This is a genomic window from Lentzea indica, from assembly GCF_012184385.1.
GTDB lineage: Bacteria > Actinomycetota > Actinomycetes > Mycobacteriales > Pseudonocardiaceae > Lentzea > Lentzea indica.
Genome location: NZ_VSRL01000082.1, coordinates 15,748 through 33,076, shown reverse-complemented (window position 1 = coordinate 33,076; position 17,329 = coordinate 15,748). Strand labels below are relative to the sequence as shown.

At 68.1% G+C, this 17,329-nt stretch carries 13 protein-coding genes, 1 tRNA gene and 1 pseudogene; 5 read left to right on the top strand and 10 right to left on the bottom strand.

Annotated elements, in window-relative coordinates; all coding sequences use genetic code 11:
- Together FXN61_RS22770 and FXN61_RS22765 are read right to left on the bottom strand one after the other, a co-directional pair.
- Positions 1-1,236 (bottom strand): DPP IV N-terminal domain-containing protein (locus tag FXN61_RS22770; protein ID WP_188135370.1); only part of this gene is annotated, 1,236 nt, incomplete at its 3' end.
- A gap of 31 nt (positions 1,237-1,267) precedes the next feature.
- The gene (locus tag FXN61_RS22765) at positions 1,268-1,930 is read right to left on the bottom strand and encodes a DUF4097 family beta strand repeat-containing protein (RefSeq protein WP_167976073.1); all 663 of its coding nucleotides are present in this window, start codon (positions 1,928-1,930) and stop codon (positions 1,268-1,270) included.
- Between the two features lie 197 nt (positions 1,931-2,127).
- Between FXN61_RS22765 and FXN61_RS22760 the strand changes: the two genes are divergently transcribed.
- Positions 2,128-2,841: a MarR family transcriptional regulator gene (locus FXN61_RS22760; protein ID WP_167976072.1), complete on the top strand. Its 714-nt coding sequence runs from the start codon at positions 2,128-2,130 to the stop codon at positions 2,839-2,841.
- Here FXN61_RS22760 and FXN61_RS22755 read toward each other — a convergent pair.
- The 5 genes and pseudogenes from FXN61_RS22755 to FXN61_RS22735 form a co-directional block, all read right to left on the bottom strand.
- Entirely contained in the window at positions 2,838-4,022 is a 1,185-nt protein-coding gene (locus tag FXN61_RS22755) for a thiolase family protein (RefSeq protein ID WP_167976071.1), read from the bottom strand. The two genes, FXN61_RS22760 and FXN61_RS22755, sit on opposite strands and share 4 nt — an antisense overlap.
- A gap of 35 nt (positions 4,023-4,057) precedes the next feature.
- Complete coding sequence (locus FXN61_RS22750; RefSeq protein WP_167976070.1) at positions 4,058-5,782, bottom strand: hypothetical protein; 1,725 nt, start codon at positions 5,780-5,782, stop codon at positions 4,058-4,060.
- A gap of 10 nt (positions 5,783-5,792) precedes the next feature.
- Positions 5,793-7,352: a fibronectin type III domain-containing protein gene (locus FXN61_RS22745; protein WP_167976069.1), complete on the bottom strand. Its 1,560-nt coding sequence runs from the start codon at positions 7,350-7,352 to the stop codon at positions 5,793-5,795.
- Between the two features lie 9 nt (positions 7,353-7,361).
- Positions 7,362-8,301, bottom strand: a pseudogene (locus FXN61_RS22740) (prephenate dehydrogenase).
- A 33-nt stretch (positions 8,302-8,334) separates the two neighbouring features.
- A complete protein-coding gene (locus FXN61_RS22735) occupies positions 8,335-9,540 on the bottom strand; it encodes a M20 metallopeptidase family protein (RefSeq protein ID WP_167976068.1) in 1,206 nt (401 codons plus the stop codon).
- Between the two features lie 60 nt (positions 9,541-9,600).
- On the opposite strand from FXN61_RS22735, the gene FXN61_RS22730 reads away from it, so the two are divergent.
- From FXN61_RS22730 to FXN61_RS22720, 3 genes are all read left to right on the top strand, one after another.
- Complete coding sequence (locus FXN61_RS22730; protein WP_167976067.1) at positions 9,601-10,089, top strand: tRNA adenosine deaminase-associated protein; 489 nt, start codon at positions 9,601-9,603, stop codon at positions 10,087-10,089.
- A gap of 14 nt (positions 10,090-10,103) precedes the next feature.
- Positions 10,104-10,535: a nucleoside deaminase gene (locus tag FXN61_RS22725; RefSeq protein WP_188135374.1), complete on the top strand. Its 432-nt coding sequence runs from the start codon at positions 10,104-10,106 to the stop codon at positions 10,533-10,535.
- Positions 10,536-10,567: 32 nt separating this feature from the next.
- Positions 10,568-10,654: transfer RNA gene (locus FXN61_RS22720), tRNA-Ser, on the top strand.
- Between the two features lie 118 nt (positions 10,655-10,772).
- On the opposite strand, the gene FXN61_RS22715 is transcribed toward FXN61_RS22720, so the two are convergent.
- The gene (locus FXN61_RS22715; RefSeq protein WP_167976066.1) at positions 10,773-11,540 is read right to left on the bottom strand and encodes a maleylpyruvate isomerase family mycothiol-dependent enzyme; all 768 of its coding nucleotides are present in this window, start codon (positions 11,538-11,540) and stop codon (positions 10,773-10,775) included.
- Positions 11,541-11,739: 199 nt separating this feature from the next.
- On the opposite strand from FXN61_RS22715, the gene FXN61_RS22710 reads away from it, so the two are divergent.
- Positions 11,740-14,172, top strand: a complete 2,433-nt coding sequence (locus tag FXN61_RS22710; protein WP_167976065.1) for a DUF8508 domain-containing protein — start codon at positions 11,740-11,742, stop codon at positions 14,170-14,172.
- A 21-nt stretch (positions 14,173-14,193) separates the two neighbouring features.
- On the opposite strand, the gene FXN61_RS22705 is transcribed toward FXN61_RS22710, so the two are convergent.
- Together FXN61_RS22705 and FXN61_RS22700 are read right to left on the bottom strand one after the other, a co-directional pair.
- Positions 14,194-14,829 (bottom strand): GOLPH3/VPS74 family protein, encoded by a 636-nt coding sequence (locus FXN61_RS22705; RefSeq protein WP_167976064.1) that lies wholly within the window; start codon positions 14,827-14,829, stop codon positions 14,194-14,196.
- A complete protein-coding gene (locus FXN61_RS22700; protein WP_167976063.1) occupies positions 14,829-15,485 on the bottom strand; it encodes a GOLPH3/VPS74 family protein in 657 nt (218 codons plus the stop codon). Before FXN61_RS22700 ends, FXN61_RS22705 begins: the two co-directional genes overlap by 1 nt.
- Between the last annotated feature and the right edge of the window lie 1,844 nt (positions 15,486-17,329).

Below are 17,329 nucleotides of genomic sequence, written 5' to 3'. Positions count from 1 at the left end.
CTCGACCAGCACGCGGCCGGTCCAGTCGCGCACCACTGTCACCGGCGCGGTGTCCACAGTGGACGCCGAGTCGACGAAGTACTCCTTGTTCTCCGACACCGTGACCACGTGGTCCAGCGAGTCGTCCGTGACACGGGCGAACCCGGTGCCGTCCAACCCGACCCGGCACACCGTCCGTCGATACGGGTCCTCGGCGACCAGTCCGGAGGCGACAAACGCGACGAACCGGTCCGTCTCGTCGACGTGCAGGATCTCCCGCACCAGCCACTGGCCCGACGTGACCTGGCCGAGCAGCTCGCCGGTGTGCAGGTCGTAGCGGTAGAGGTGGCCCCAGCCGTCGCGCTGCGAGAACCACAGCACCTCGTCGGCCAGCACCCGGACGATCGGCAGGCCGTACATCCACTGGTTGGGGCCGACGCGGTTGGATCCGGTCTCGCTCACCACGACCCTGACGTCGCCGGTCGCCGCGTCCATCTCGTTCAGGGTGAGGGTGTGCTGGTCGCGCGGCCTGCTGAGGAAGTACACCGCCGAGCTGTCCGAAGCCCACCACGCCCAGCCGAGCATGATCGGTGAGAACTCCGGCATGAGCAGCGGCTCGGTCTGCGCGCGGACCGTTGTGCCGTCCGCGACGTTGAAGACGACCAGCTCGGCCAATGGCATGTCCGCGTCGCCGGGGTAGGCGTAGCGCTGGGTGTGCACTCGCGGGGGGCTGTCGTCGGCGGGCCTGGACTCGATCAGGTGGGTCTGCCGGACGTTGCGCTGGTCTGTCCGGTGGGCCAGCACCTTGGTCGAGTCGGGCGACCAGGCGAGCGCGGGCGGCAGGTGCGGCAGGCCGAACTTGCGCATCAGCGTGCCGTAGCTCGTGGCGTCCGGGCCGTAGCCGTACCCGTGGTCCTGCTCGCCGTCGGTGGTCAGCGCCCACTCGCGCTCGCCGGACCGCGCCCACAGGTCGTGCCCGCGGCGGGAGACCGCGACCTTGCCGTCGGGGGAGGACACCTCCAGCGGGTTGCCGGGGGCTGACAGGAACGGGGTGGGGTCGATGCCCGGCGTGCGGGTGCCCGCTGCCGGGTCGACCAGGACGAACTGGCGGTCGGCGCCGTCGCGGACCTGGTACCAGAACCGGGTGCCGCCGTCGATCCACTGTGGACGGACCTTGTCGCCGACGACGAGATCGCCGGGGCTGGCGGAGCGGCGGAGGAGCTTTTCCGCGGCCTGGTAGTTGTCGGCGGTGGTCATGGTTTCGTCTCCCCAGTGCTGTGTGTGGTTGTCAGAGGCTGCGCGCGGAGATGTCGCCGTACGCGGTGGTGGCGTGGATGGTCAGGTCGGCGATGCCGTTGTTCTTGAGGGAGTTCTGGACCCGGCCGTAGGAGGTGCCGGCGTCCAGAGAGGCGGACACACCCGCGGCGGCGGTGACCGACACGTCACCGGCCTGCGTGCTCAGCACGACCGCGCCGCGCACGGCCTCGGCGATCGTGATGTCGCCCTTGGCGGTGGTGATCTCCGCGGAACCGGTGAGGCGGCCGACCGCGATGTCACCGGCCTGCGTGGACAGCCGCACGCTCGCGGCCTCGTCGAGCTTGATCTCGCTCTGCGCGGCCTCGAAGGCGATGTCGCCGAGCCTGCCGACGCCGCGGAACTCCGCGCTGGCGGCCTTGGCCTCGACGCGCGAACCGGCCGGCAGCTGGACGGTGATCTCCACGGACCCGGAGGCTCCGAACATCTCGTTCTTCGTCTCGCCCGTGATCCGCAGGACGCCGTCGGCGAACTCGACCTCGGTCCGCTCGGCGGCCTTCACGTCGCGGCTCTTGGCGGCGTTCGCGGGCCGGACGTCGACCGCGGTGTCGTTGCGGTCGGCGGCGATGAACTGGACCCGGCCCGCGGGGAAGTCGAGGACTGCGGCGATTGGGGCGGAGGTGGCGAACTTCTGCATCTCTGGCTCCTGTAGCTCGTTGTTTCTGATGTACGAAAAGCTACGTTGCGTTCATGGATGCCGCCAACAAGCTTGTTGCGTTAGATCGGTATATCTGCAGGTAAAAGGCCATAGATTGTTGCAATGGACCGTAGATCTAATGCAACGATCAAGCCTGTTTGTTGCAATGACATGAAGGTGAACGCTATGCTCCGGGCATGCCAGGAGGCCGATTGACCCAGCAGGAGCGCCGGCAGATCGCGATCGGCCTGGCCGACGGCCTCGCTTACGCGGAGATCGCCAGATCGCTCGACCGCCCCACGTCGACGATCACGCGCGAGGTGATGCGCAACGGCGGTCCGGCCGGCTACAAGGCCGATCTCGCCCACATGGCCACCGAACGCCGTGCCCAGCGACGCAAGCAGGCCGCGCCGCGCGGCCGGCAGGCGCTCGAACGGGCCGACGGACGCGACCCGGAGGCGGTGCGCGAGTTCGAGGAGGCGTTCTCCGGCATCTTCATCGCGCAGGGTCTGCCCAAGATGACGGCCAGGGCGTTGGCCAGCCTCTACGCCACCGACTCCGGCAGCCTGACCGCGTCAGAACTCGTCGGGCACCTGCAGGTCAGTCCGGCGTCCGTCTCCAAGGCGATGGCGTACCTCGAAGCTCAGGGCCTGATCGGCAGGGAGCGCGACGAACGCCGCCGCGAGCGCTACGTCGTCGACGACGGTGACATCTGGTACCAGTCGATGATCGCCAGCGCAGCCGGCACCACCCAGCTCGCCGAAGCCGCGCGACAGGGCGTCAACGTCCTCGGTTCGGGCACCCCGGCCGCCACCCGCCTCGAGAACATCGCGCGGTTCCTCGACTTCGTCTCCGAGAGCATCGTCCGCGCCGCCGAGCAGGCCCGCGACATCCTGAACCCGACGCCCTAGACGCGAACGGCGACCGCCACGCCCTGTCCGACGCCCACACACGCGGCCGCGACACCGACGCCGCCTCCACGCGCACGCAGATGCCGTGCCACGTCGATGATCACGCGCGGCATCGACGCACCGAGCGGGTGGCCGTAAGCGATGGCGCCACCGTGGACGTTGACCTTCTCGCGGTCGATCTCCGGCAGGTGGTGCAACACCGACAACGCCATGGCGGCGAAGGCTTCGTTGATCTCCCACAGGTCGACCTGAGCAGCGTCGAGGTGCAGGCGCTTCAACAACTTCCGGATCGCCGACACCGGCGCGATCGTGAACCGGTGCGGCTCCTCGCCGGTCGTCGCAGAACCGAGCACCTCGCCCAACGGCTGAACACCCAGTTCGGCCGCAACGGCTTCCGTACCGAGGAGAGCCGCGAGTGCACCGTCGTTCAGGGGCGACGCGTTGCCCGCGGTCACCGAGCCGTGCTCCGAAAACACCGGCTTCAACTTTCCGAGCTTGTCGATGCTCGTGTCAGCGCGGACGTTCTCGTCGCGCCGAATCGCTGTTCCGTCCGGAAGCTGCACGGGGAACGCGAACCCCTCGTGCACGCCCGCGTCCCACGCGGCAGCGGCGCGACGGTGGGAACGGAGGGCGTAGTGGTCCATCTGGTCGCGCGTGATCCCCAGCTCCGCGGCCACGTTCTCCGCGGCCAGTCCCAACGGCACGGTGTAGTGCTTGGGCATGCGCGGGTTCACCAGCCGCCAGCCGAGAGCCGTCGACACCGTCTCCATGCGGTCGGGGAAGGCCTTGTCCGGCCGAGCCGTCACGAACGGCGCCCGGCTCATGCCCTCCACACCACCCGCGATGATCAGATCGGCATCGCCGGAGGCCACCGCCCGAGCGCCCTGGATGATCGACTCGCCACCGGACGCGCACAGCCGGTTCAGCGTCACGCCCGGCACGGACACCGGCAGGCCGGCCAGCAACGCGGCCATGCGTGCGACGTTGCGGTTGTCCTCTCCGGCGCCGTTCGTGTCGCCCAGCATCACGTCGTCGATGCGGGCGAGGTCGAGCGACGGAAAGCGGCGCAGCAGATCGACGATGGGCAGCGCGGCGAGGTCGTCCACCCGGATGCCGGAGAGACCTCCCCGGTACCTGCCGAACGGCGTACGGGCGGCGTCGAGAATCAGTGCGCGTGCCATACCCCCATCTTGGGCCAGTAGTGCCGCGACCTGCACTACGGCTTCAGCAAGAAGGGAACGTAACCCGTTTCGGGGTGCACCTGGGAATCGGTGCTGAAGGCCCTCACCTCGATGGCGTGCGCACCGGCGGCCAACGACCCCGTGTTGAGTGAAATCCGCCACCGACCTGCGGCGGCAGGTCCGTCGGCCGTGGTGGGGACGGTGGCGATGTGGTTGCTGTCGAGCCGGACCTCGAACCCGGCGAGGCCCGCCACGGCCGCGTCGAGGGCGTTGATGCGGACTTCCAGGACCACCCGGCCGCGGTTGAAGGCGGCACCGTTCTCGATGGGCTGGCCGCTTGCGTCCAGGACCTCGGGGACGGGGTCGGCGAGCGTCGGCCGTGCGTCGACCAGAGGCGTGCCTGCCTGGCGTTGCGGCGAGCTCTTGGGGCCGGTGAGCTCGACGTCGGTGTGGGTCACCTGGATGCGTTCCTGTGTCACCAGCTGGACGTTCAGGTTGTCGGTGAAGGCCTCTTTGGGCAGGCCGGCGACGGCCGGGTACTCCGCACCCGGCTTCCAGGGCGTGCCCTCCACGGCGGGACGCAAAGGCACCTCGACGCCGTTGATCCGAACGGCCGTGACCGGGTCGCTCTCGCGAGACGGGATCATCGCGATGCGCAGCTGACCTGCGGTGACGTCCGCGATCGGGTGGGCGCTGGTGCTGGCGGGGCCGTCCACGCGCACCTGCGGCGTGGGAACGGCGGGCGGTGCGTCGGCCTTGGCGGTCCGGTAGCCGATCAGGTCGATGCCCGCGCGGATCCGGTCGCCCGCCAGCGCCGCGACCCCGACCAGCGCCGTCGCCTCGCGCCACTGGGGCACGAACGGTGAGGTGGCCAGGACGTCTCCGTCGCGCACGACCTGGACACCGCTACCGGTGAGCACGATCTCCCAGCGCACGGTCACGCCCGGCAGCGCGGCGGGCACGGGCTTGACCGCCGTGCCGTTCGGGACGAGCTCGACGACCGAGTTGCCGGAGACGTCGGTCGAGACGGTCGCGCGGATCGTGTTCGGCAGTACCGGGTCGCCCTGGACGCTGACCGGTCCCGGCACGAGGTCCAGCAGCAGCTTGCCGCCGGTGCTCGGGGCGTCCGTCTCGATCACGAGCCGGCTCTCGTCGTCACCGCGGACGAACGGCGTGCGGGACCTCAGCGTCACGGCGCGGGTGCCGCAGCTGCTGCTGATCACGAGCCGGTCGTGGTCTTCCTCGTCGCCAGAGGTGGCGCGGGCGCAGTCGGTGCGCTTGGACAGGCGCCATCGTTGCAGGTCAGGCTCGTCCGGGCTGTCGAAGCGGTCGACGAACGTGTACGGGGCGTTGTCGGCGCGCGGTGTGGCCTTGGTCTGGACGGGCTGGGAGCGCTGCCCGAACGAGTCGACCGCGCGGATGTCGATCTGCTGCTCGCGGTCGTTCTGCAGGCCGTTGAGCTGGGTGCCCGGCCGCGTCACGAGCTTGGTCCGCTCGCCCCAGCGCACCTCGTACGCCGGCGCGTCGCCGGTCCAGTTGAGCTGGATCTTGTGGTGGCCTGCGCGTGCGACGACGTTCGTGGGTGTGGCCGGACGGGCTTGCGGGCTCGGCACCAGCACCTGCTCCGCCACGAACGGCTTGAGCTTCGTCGGCGGCGGGGGAGCTGTGGGCAGGTCTGAGCCGCCACCGCCGGTGTCGCGCAGCAAGATCACGCCGACGACCAGCGCGAGGCCTGCTACAGCGAAGGCGACCCGCTTCATGCGGGTCACGCTAAGGCGTTGTACCCAGCTCGAACACGGTTTCGGTGATAACGGGTTCGCCATGGTCCGCCGGAAGGACGCTGAGCTTGAGCCGAGCGTGTGACCCCGGGGTCAGGTTCTTCGCGTCGAGCCAGAACTCGTGCCTGCCGGGGACCGCGGAGCCCTGTTCGTTCGTCGGCAGCGCGACGATCCGCTTGCCGTCGAGTTCGAGCTCGATGCCGCGATGCCCGATGGCGTTGATCTCGGCCGTGACGAGGATGCGGCCGCGGGGTGGGATCGGCTGAGGGGGCTTCGTGCCGTCCTCGTGCATCACGTGCAGTCGCGGCCCGCCGGTCTTGATGCCGCCCGGCCTGTCCGCAAGTTTCGGAAGGGTGCCTGGACGGCTTTCCGGCTTGCGGATCACCACGAGCTGGGCTGGGTCGGCGGCCGCGACCTTCCTCGTGCTGACCGGGATGTCGACGACCTTGACCTGGTTGGCCGGCTCCGGCGTGACGATCTTCGCCGCGACCGCGTCCTGCGGCACCTCGGTTTCCTTCACGAGCGGGATGACCTCGGTGGGCACGACGCGTTCCGGCACGCCGCCGACGCCGAACGAGTCCAGGAAACCGCCACCGTCGATCCGGATTCGCGGGTGGACCAACGGCGTTTTGATCGCCACGGACTCGTAAGCGACCACGACGCCGTCTCGCAGCGCGACCACCGCGTCCGGCAGCACCCGCATCTCCCACCGGTGCCGCACGCCCGCCACCAGCCCGGTGATCTGCGAGTCGCCCAGCGTGACCTGCTTGGCGGTGCGGGGCAGGTCAGGGTCCGCGATGATCCGCGTGCCCTGGGTCGTGATGTCGAGACTCACCGCGCCGAGCGGCTGGACGTCGTTCTCCTTCACGTACTGCCACGGGTCGGGCAGCAGCGTCAGCCGCACGTGACTCGACTCCACGGCACCCGCGACGCTGATGATCGCCCGGCCGGTCGCGCCATCACTGGCCGGCACTCCGAACCTGATGGGCGTGTTCGACTGGAACGCCGCCATCGGGCAGTCGACGTCGATGCGCTTGCTCGGCCCGAACGGCCGCAGCCCGAGGCAGTCCGGTTCCGCCTCGACCCGCCACTTGCGCGGATCCAGCGACTCCGGGCCGTCGAACCTCTCCGTCTGACCGACGAGCTGGTCGTCCCACCTGTCGTTGTAGAGGTCCTTGGGCGTCGCGGCGATCTTGAGCGGTTCCGACCGCTTGCCGGTCGCGTTGACCGCCCGGATCTCGACCTCGACCTGGTCGTCGGGGTTCAGGCCGGGGAGTTCCACCTCGGGGCCCGGCACGAGCAGCTCGTTGCCGTTCCAGCGCACCTCGTAGGCCGACGCCGAGCCGTTCCACGTGACCTGCAGCGCGTCCGCGTCGAGCGCCTGAGCCCTGGCATTGGTCGGTTTCGTCGGTTCCTGCAGCGCGACGACCTCGACACCGTCGGCGATTTCACGCTTCAACGTGTCCGGCGCGTCGCCCGTGCGGAGTGCCACCACGGCGGCGATGACGAGCGCGAGTCCACCGAGCCCACCGGCGAGCGTCCGTCGATCCACCCGGCGACCCTACGACGTTTCCGCTTCGGCGGTGCTGCCGTTCAGCCCAACCACGCGTCCGCCACGCGACCCAAGGTTCCGCAGCGCCGCGAGCGCTCCCGGCTTGGTCAGGTCGATGGTCACCTTGGTGCGTTGCGGCTGGTTGACCAGCGCGTTCCGCCCGTCGTGCCCGGCCTCGATCGTCTTGGCCAGCCCACCGGTCGACGCCAGCGATCCACGCGCCGCCCCGAGCCTGCCGAGCGCATCGTCGACGGCCGTCAGCAGCGCGTCCCGGTTCCCCTCCGCACATGGCGCGGACGAGCTCGGGCCTGCTGCCAGCGACCCGCGTGCCGTCACCGAAGCTGCCCGCCGCGAGCGCCATCGCCATGGGACCGCCGTCGGCCCCGACCGCCGCCAGGATCGCCGCCATGACGTGCGGCAGGTGGCTGATCCGCGCCACTGCCTCGTCGTGTTCCTCGGGCGTGGTCGGCACGACGTGCGCCCCGAGGTCGAGCGCGAGCTGTATGACGTCGTTGAGGTGGTCGTCCGCCTCCTCGGGAGTGACGACCCACGCCGCTCCTCGGAAGAGGGCCGCGCTGCCCGCGTCCCAGCCGCTCTCGCTGGTGCCGGCCATGGGGTGCCCGCCGACGAAGCGGACCTGGGGCGCGTACCGGTGCACGGCGTCGTGGACGGGCCCCTTCACACTGGTCACGTCCGTGAGCCGTGTGCCCTCGGGGATCTTGCGCAGCAGGTCCGGGAGGGCGGGCATGGGCACGGCGAGGACGACGAGCGCCTCCGGGTTCCTGCCGAGGGCCTCGTCAACGGTCGTGATGTCGAAGCCCTCAGCGCGCGCCTTGTCCGCGTCCTCTTTGCTCGCGGTCGCACCCCACACGGTGCGCCCGGCAGCCTTGGCGGCCCGCAGCACGGAGCCGCCGATCAGTCCCAGTCCGATCACGCACACGTCTCGCACGCGTCCATCATTCCGTGCGACACGTGCTCGGACCTATCGGAGGGCGTCCAGCGCGAACGCCGCGTACGTCGCCACCCCGTGCTCCATGGCCGCCTCGTCGAACAGCACCCGGTTCGAGTGGTTCGGCGCGGCCTCCTCCAGGTCGATGCCGCGGGGGCACGCCCCGAGGAACGCCAACGCCCCAGGCACCCGCTGCAGCACGTAAGAGAAGTCCTCCGCACCCATCAGCGGATCCTGCATGGGCTCGCTCCACGTCGGCCCCATCGCCTTGGCGGCCAGGTCCACGACGTGCTGCCCGACGACGTCGTCGTTCACCGTCACCGGATACCCCGGCACGATGCTGACCTCGGCGTGACACCCGTAGGCGGCGGCCGTGTGCTTCACGACCTGCTTGAGCTCCTTGTGCACCAGCTTGCGCGTGGCCTCGGACAACGTCCTGATCGTCCCGTCGAGCGTCGCGACCTCGGGGATGATGTTCGTCGTCGTACCGGCCTTGATCTGCGCGACCGTCACCACGGCCGGCTGGTGGACGTTCACCCGCCGTCCGAGCATCGTCTGGACCGCCCCGACCATCGCCGCGGCGGCCGGCACCGGGTCCAGCGCGTTGTGCGGCATGGCGCCGTGCCCGCCGCGGCCCTTCACGTGGATGTGGAACGCGTCCGCGGAGGCCATGATCGCCCCCGGCCGGCTCGTCACCACGCCCGACTTCGTCGTGGACGTGATGTGCAGCGCGAACGCCTTCTCCACGCCGTCGTCGAGCAGGCCTTCCTCGATCATGTACCGGGCGCCGTGGTAGCCCTCCTCGCCCGGCTGGAACATGAACAGGACCTTGCCCCTGAGCGCGTCCCTGCGGTCGGAGAGGAGCCGGGCCGACGACGCCAGCATCGCCACGTGCGTGTCGTGCCCACAGGCGTGCATGTTCCCGTCCACTTCGGACGCGTAGGACAGCCCGGTGTCCTCTTGGAGCGGCAGCCCGTCCATGTCGCCGCGCAGCAACACGGTCGGCCCGGGACGTTCGCCTTCGAGCACCGCCACGACCGAGGTCGTCGACTCGCCCTTCGTGACCTTGAGCGGCAGCCCCTCCAACGCGTGCAGAATCGCCGCCTGCGTGTGCGGGAGCTGAAGTCCCTGTTCAGGGTGGCGGTGGATCTGCCTGCGCAGGGCCACGGTGCGGGGCTGCATCGAGCGCGCCCCCTCGAGCAGTCCGACGAAACGGGGGTCCGGCGTGTTTGTGCTCATCCTTCGATAGTCGCACCACCTCAGCTACCGGGAAGGTCGTCTGGGCCCTACGGTGTGCACATGACACAGCAGGAGCCGGTCAACGGCTTCGCGGTCGCGGTCGTCCGAGAGGACGGCCGCTGGCGGTGCAGCAGGATGGACAGCTCCGCGCTGTCGGAGTTGGACGCGGCGATCACACAGTTGCGCCAACTACGGTCGACCGGCGCCGTGTTCGGGCTACTGGCAGTCGATGACGAGTTCTTCATCATCCTGCGTCCCGTGCCGGGCGGCGTCGCGCTGCTGCTCTCGGACGCGGCCGCCGCCCTCGACTACGACATCGCAGCCGACGTGCTGGATCTTCTCCGCGTCGACCCTCCGGACGAAGAGGACACCGAGCTCTGGCCTGAAGGCGATCTCGGCGTGTTGTCCGACCTCGGCATGCCCTCGCACGAGCTCCAGATCATCGTCGACGAGGTCGACCTCTACCCGGACGAGCAGCTCCAGATGATCGCCCAGCGCATCGGCTTCATCGACGAGCTCACGAAGCTGCTCGACACGATCCAGGCGTGATCTCCTCAGAGGACATGATCCGGGTCGCTCTGCGCGCGGCCGCGGGTTCCGGCACGGACGTCCCGATCGGCGCCGTCGTCTTCTCGCCGTCCGGTGAGGTACTGGCTTCGGCCTGCAACGCCCGTGAGGCGTTGGGCGACCCGACCGCGCACGCTGAGATCTTGGCTCTGCGCTCGGCGGCTTCTGGCTTTGGCGACGGCTGGCGGCTCGACGGCTGCACCCTCGCGGTCACTTTGGAACCGTGCACGATGTGCGCGGGGGCGTTGGTGCTGGCGCGTGTGTCACGTCTCGTCTTCGGCGCCTGGGAGCCCAAAACGGGTGCGGTGGGGTCGCTGTGGGACGTCGTTCGGGACCGCCGGCTCAACCATCGGCCCGAGGTTCAGGGCGGTGTGCTCGAGTCTGAGTGCGCTGACCTGCTCGAACGCTTCTTCCGGACCCAGCGTTAACCCAGTGGATCTGGGTCTGTATTGTTCTTACCGGTGGCGTGTCCGAGCGGCCGAAGGAGCACGCCTCGAAAGCGTGTGAGGTGCAAGCCTCCGTGGGTTCAAATCCCACGCCACCGCCAAAGCTGGAAGGCGAGTGCTCGTGAAGAGCACTCGCCTTTTGCTTTGTCGGGTGTCTTGTGGGGGCGGAGCCCCCACGCCCCGCCCTGGGGGCAAGCCCCCAGACCCCCGCTCGGTTGCTCAGAACCGCACGCGGTCCAGGAAAAGGTCGAGCAGCTCCGAGTCTCCGAACACCTCGAGCCCGTCCACCGGCCGCCGCCGATAAACGGCCAGCACCAGCTCGACGACCGGCCCGCGCAACGCCACAGCGGCCTTCTCGTGGCCCTTCCGCACCACGGGCCGCGAGCCGGTGAGATCGATCACCAGCTCGGCGTCGACGTCGGTCGCGTGCAGGTGCACCGTGCGGCCAGGCCCGAGCAGCGGAGCGGTCTCCGCGGGCCAGCGCATGAACGCGTACGGCAGCGCCAGGGCCGTCCACTCCGCCAGCGTGTCGCGCGTGACCTCCGGATCCAGCTCGAACGGCACGCCCAGCGTGTTCACCACGTCCCAGCGGTGGATCACGGTCTCGTGCGCCATCCGCCACGACCACACCCGTGGTCCGGGATGACCTCCGATCACCGCGATCATCTCGTCCGGGTCCACCTCGGACAGCGCCTCCGCCAACGAGGAAGCACCCTCCAGCAGCCATGGGACGACGTCGGAGGCCTTCTCGCCGACGTACGAGGCCAGCTGTTGTGCCCCGTTGCGGTCGTACGGGATCTCCCTCACCTTCTCGCGGATCATCAGGTCCGCCCACCGGTGCGCGTGGCCGACGTGGCGCACGAGCTGGTTCAGCGTCCAGTCCGGGATCGACGGCACCTGAATGCTCAGGTCGGCGCCGTCCAGTGAGGAGACGAGCAACGAGGTCTGGTTGATGATCTCGGCGCAGCGGCGCTCGTAGTTCAACATGCCCCCAACGTAGGGACGCTGGCCGGTGCCTGGGAGGGGACCACCGGCCAGCGTTCCGAAACGGAGCATACACCATGATCGAACACTTGTTCGAGTGATGATTGGCAGGCCAACCGGTTAACCGTTAGTAACAACGGCTACCAAACCTCACTCGATCGAGGAAAGATGCGTCGGTCCGCCGCATCCCCCTGGAGGAGTTTTGAGAGCCACCCTGCCCGGCATCGGGACAGCGGTGGCGGCGCTCGTATTCGCCGCCGTACCCGCAGTCGCAGCACCCAGCACAGACGCGCTGATCTCCGAGGTCTACGGAGGAGGCGGCAACTCCGGTGCCACGCTCAAGCAGGACTTCGTCGAGCTCGCCAACAAGAGCGCGTCGGCGATCAGCCTGGACGGCTACAGCGTCCAGTACATCTCGGCCAGCCCCGGCGCGACCACGCAGTGGGGGGTGACCCCGCTCGCGGGCTCGATCGCGCCCGGCAAGACGTTCCTCGTCGCCGAGGCCAAGGGCACCGGTGGCACCGTCGACCTGCCGGCCCCGGACGCCACCGGCACGATCGCCATGAGCGCCACCGGCGGCACCATCGCGCTGGTCAACGGCAGCGCGCCGCTCACCTGCAAGACGGCGGCCGACTGCACTGCCGACTCGCGCATCAAGGACCTCGTCGGCTACGGCGCGGCGGTCGTGCGTGAGGGCACCGGGACGAACGCCCTCAGCAACACCGCTTCGGCGTTCCGCAACATCGAGCTCGCCGACACCGACGACAACTCCGTCGACTTCAAGGTCGGCGACCCGAACCCGACCAACTCCAAGGGCGAGACGCCGGGCGGCGGCAACCCGGATCCCGACCCCGACCCCGTGCCCGGCGACAAGCGCATCCACGACATCCAGGGCGTCACGCGCATCTCGCCGTTGCTCGGCCAGAAGGTCACCAACGTCCCCGGCGTCGTCACCGGCACGCGCGCCACGGGTGACCGCGGCTTCTGGATCCAGGACACGGTCGGCCCGGACAGCGACCCGCGCACCAGCGAGGGCGTCTTCGTCTACACGGCCGGCAGCGCGCCGACCGTGGCCGTCGGCGACAACGTGCTGGTCAGCGGCACGATCGCGGAGTACCGGCCTGGCGGTGAGACGGGCTCCAACCAGACCCTCACCGAGATCACCCAGGCCACCACGATCACGGTCTCGAAGGGCAACCCCGTCCCGGCGCCGGTGATCGTCAAGAACATCCCGAACGGCTACCTGCCCGCGCCCGGCGGCAGCATCGAGCAGCTTCCGCTGGAGCCGGAGAAGTACGGCCTCGACCACTTCGAGTCCCTCGAGGGCACGCTGGTGCAGGTCAACGACGCCCGTGTGGTGGGCCCGAGCAACGCGTTCGGCGAGGCCTGGGTCACGGTCAACCCCGACCAGAACAAGAACCAGCGCGGCGGCACCGCCTACACCGCCTACGACCAGGCCAACAGCGGCCGCCTGAAGATCAAGGCCACGCCGCTGCCGGCGTCCAACGTCGGTGACGTGTTCGCCGGCGCGACCGTCGGTGCCATCGAGTACACGAACTTCGGCGGCTACACGCTGGCGGCTCTCCAGCTCGGCACCCACACGTCCGCCAACCTGCAGCGCGAGATCACCGCGCAGCAGAAGGAGTCCGAGCTCTCGGTCGCGACCTACAACGTCGAGAACCTCGACCCGTCCGACCCGCAGACGAAGTTCGACCGGCTCGCCGAGGGTGTCACGACGAACCTGCGCAGCCCGGACGTCGTTGTGCTGGAAGAGATCCAGGACAACAACGGTGCGACCAACGACGGTGTCGTCGCGGCCGACCAGACGCTGCAGAAGTTCTCCGACGCGATCGTCGCCAAGGGCGGCCCTCGCTACCAGTGGCGTCAGATCGACCCGGAGAACCTCAAGGACGGCGGCGAGCCCGGCGGCAACATCCGCGTCGGCTTCTTCTTCAACCCGCAGCGCGTGTCCTTCGTGGACCGTCCTGGTGGCGACTTCAAGACCCCGGTCCAGGTCGTGAAGAAGAACGGCCGCGCCGCGCTTTCCGTGTCACCGGGCCGGATCGACCCGCTGAACGACGCGTGGGCGAACAGCCGCAAGCCGCTCGCCGGCGAGTTCAAGTTCCGCGGCCGCACGGTCTTCGTGGTCGCGAACCACTTCAACTCCAAGGGCGGCGACGAGGCCATCCACGGCCGCAACCAGCCGCCGAACCGCTCCTCCGAGGTGCAGCGCGCCAAGCAGGCGGCGGCGCTGAAGGCGTTCACGGAGCAGATCCGCGCGATCGACAAGGGCGCCAACGTGATCCTCGCCGGCGACCTGAACGACTACCAGTTCTCGCCCGCCGTCAAGGCCCTCACCGGCGACGGCAACCTCAAGGCGCTGATCGAGACGCTGCCCGCGAACGAGCGGTACAGCTACGTCTTCGAGGGCAACTCGCAGACGCTCGACCACATCGTGATGAGCAAGAACATCACCCGCTTCGGCTACGACGTGGTGCACATCAACGCCGAGTTCGCCGACCAGGCGAGCGACCACGACCCGCAGATCGTCCGCGCCCGCCCGTCCACGGGTGACGCGAACGTCGACAAGATCGTGTTCGCTCTCGAGGACATCCTCGACTGCCTGAAGAAGTAAGCGCGATCCGCTGCCGCCGCGTCATTCCCCCGACGCGGCGGCAGTGGCCGCGGCAGTCACGCCGCCCTGGATCGCCTCCACGGCCCTGCGCACGGCATCGCCCGCCCAGTTGCCGGCCGCGATCTCCTTGGCCCGCCGCTTCATCTCGCGCTTGTCGCCGTCGAACACCTTGTGCAGGGTGTTCACCGCGTACAGCAGCGTGATCAACGGTCCTGTGCGCGCATCCGCTCCCCGGTACCCGAGCGCGACCTCTCCGACGGCCTTCCGCACGTCGTCGGACACGGCCTCCTTGACGATCGGGTAGCTCTTCGCCGGGAAGATCCCCAGCACCGTCCGCGGCTCCACCCGCACGACGCCACGGCCTTCAAGGTCCGCGATCACGTTGTCGCGCAAACTCTTCCGGAGTCGCTCCACTGCCGGCTGCGACTTCATGGGCTTGTTGAGCCTCGACACCGACTCCTGCAGCAACTGGTTCTTCAGCGGCGTCGGATCGACGACCTGGAGCTTCTTGCCGTTCGGCTCGAAATCGACGCGCCCCGAGTTCACCAGCTCGATGAGCACCGCGCCGGCGAGCGCGTTCTCCACCGACGAGGAGTCGGCGTGCAGACGGCCGTTCTGCTGGTTGATGAACAGCAGCATCAAGTCTTCGTGCAGCATCAGCTGGAACCCCCCGACGTGGCCGCCACCGTCGAAGCCACGACCGCCGCTGTGACCGCGGCCTGAACCGCCTCCATCGCCTTCTTCACGGCGACCCCGGCCCAGTTCCCAGCCGAGATCTCCTTGGCCCGCGCGTTCATCTCGCGCTTGTCGCCCTTGAAGACCTTGTGCAGGCCCTTCACCGCGTACAGCAACGAGATCAGCGCTCCGGTGCGCTCGTCCGGCGCCCGGTACCCCAGCGCCACGTTGCCCACGAGGTCACGGATCTCGCTGACCGCCTGGTGGTCCCGGATCACGTAGCGCTTCGTCGGGAAGATCCCGAGCGTCTTCGACTTCTCGACCGTCAGCACACCCTGGCCTTCGAGCTGCGCCATCACGTTGTCCCGCACGTGGTTGCGGAGCTTCTCGACCGCGCGCTGCGGCTTCATCGGCTTGGTGATCCTGCTGAGCGACTCCTGCAGGAACTCGTTGCGCAACGGCGAGGGGTCGACGACCGCGAGCTTCTTTCCGTCCGGCTCGAACGCCACCCGCCCGGACTTGACCAGTTCCAGCAGCACGGCCCCGGCTAGAGCGTTGTGGATCGACGTCGAGTCCATCAACACGCGGCCGTCCTCTTCGTCGAGGAACAGCAGCATCAGGTCTTCGGGCAGCATCATGCAACGTTAACGCCGAAAGGGCGCCGAACGTTGAAGTTCGGCGCCCTTCGCGCCGGGGTGCGGGGTGTCCCCGCATGGCACAAAAGAAGGCGGCGAGTGCTCTTCACGAGCACTCGCCGCCTTTGCGCGGAGGATACGGGATTTGAACCCGTGAGGGGGTGAACCCAACACGATTTCCAGTTCCGTTCCCCGCCGTCCGAGGTGGTCCGTGTAGGTACGTTTCCCCTGGTAGAAGGCTTCGCGCGCAACAGCAGAGACTCCCAGCGAAACCCCGGACTGAGACCCACTTTGAGACCCGATGAGGCCGGTTACTCGCCTCTGTCGAGCTAGAACGAGCTACGTCACGCCTGCGGCTCTACTGCGTCACTACTTGGCAGGCGTGAAGCTCTCAAGACTCGTTACCTTCCACGTGAAGGTGTTCCGAACCGTGTACGAAACCGCGCCGACGAATGTCGCGGAAGCCATCCCTCGCTCTACAACGGTGCATCGGTAGCTACCCTGCCCGTCAGCGAGCACGTCAACAGGTGAGCATGTCGCGGAGTCAATGTATCCGCCCGTTGCCTTAGCCTCGTCAATCATCCACACGGAGAGTTCGTATGCGCTGATCCTGCCATCACACATGGCGCGGCACGAACCGTCTGGAATAGGAACGTAGGGCGTTGCGTCCCATGTAGCCGTGGTCACTGGAACGGCCGTGCCAACGAGTTCGCTCGTTCCGAGAACGGCACCAGCGCCTACAGACAAAGCGGCGAGAACGATTCCACCGAGAACGAGTGAGCGAACAGTGTGAGTCATTGCGTGTCTCCGATGTTGTGAGGTTTGTGTGTCTACTTGGGTCACGCCTGCTCTACCTCACTTCTTGAGATACGGCCGCAGAATCTGCATGTCGGGACGTGGTTTCGGTGAAAGCATCACCTGACTCACGGCCGCCACGGTGCGTGGCGGGTTACCGTGACACCTCGGCAATGAGGGCTGTTGTTGCGAGATGAGACGCGCCTCTAGTTGTCACTTGCTCTCGATACTGCCATCGGTGTCAGCCCATACGTTCAGCGTTCCGTGAGAGCCGTCCGCCTTCGTGATTGAACACGAATAAAATCCCGCACCATCCTGGTCAACGTCTGTCGGACTGCAATGTGCAGACGTGGCACGCACACCGTTAGTCCATTTCATATCGCTACTCGTTACCCGTTGCTCCACCGTGTCGGCGTCAATCTTCCCCACTCCCCCAGCGCTAATCAACACGGCCCAAAAAACAATTCCAACGAAACACGTAACCGCCCACGCCACCCAATATGGGCCCTGCGGGTGCCCACCTTTTGCCGCCCTGCCTGCGCGGAGAGCCGCCGCAATGATCCCAAAGAGACCAAAGAGTGCGGTCCATATCACCACCGGATACACCGGAGGCCTCGGCTGCTGATAGTAGGTGTAGCCAGTCGGTTGCGGGAAATGGCCTGGAATTGGAGGCTGTGGGCCGTGCTGATAGTGGTAGTTCTGCGGTGGTTCCATAGAGCGTCACCTCAACAGCGTGAATAGGTGGAGTACACGAGAACGCGACTAAGTACGCCACGGTGTGGTTGCTGATCGGGGTGCACAACGGGAGTAGTCCAGTATCGAGCGAGATCGCGGAGCAAGCACAGGTTGACGGGCTGATGTGGGCGCTTGGCCGGAACTAATCGACGACCAGCGGGACGCGTGGGGACCCTATGCGGCGGGTTAGATCGTCTCTGCTGGGTTAGAAAGATAACCCAACGACCTCACCGCCTGACGCGCTCGTGAGCTGCGGCGAGTTAGCGGGTTAGCCGGGTTACCCGAGGCTGAAGCAAGGTCGGCTGTACCCGGAGGTG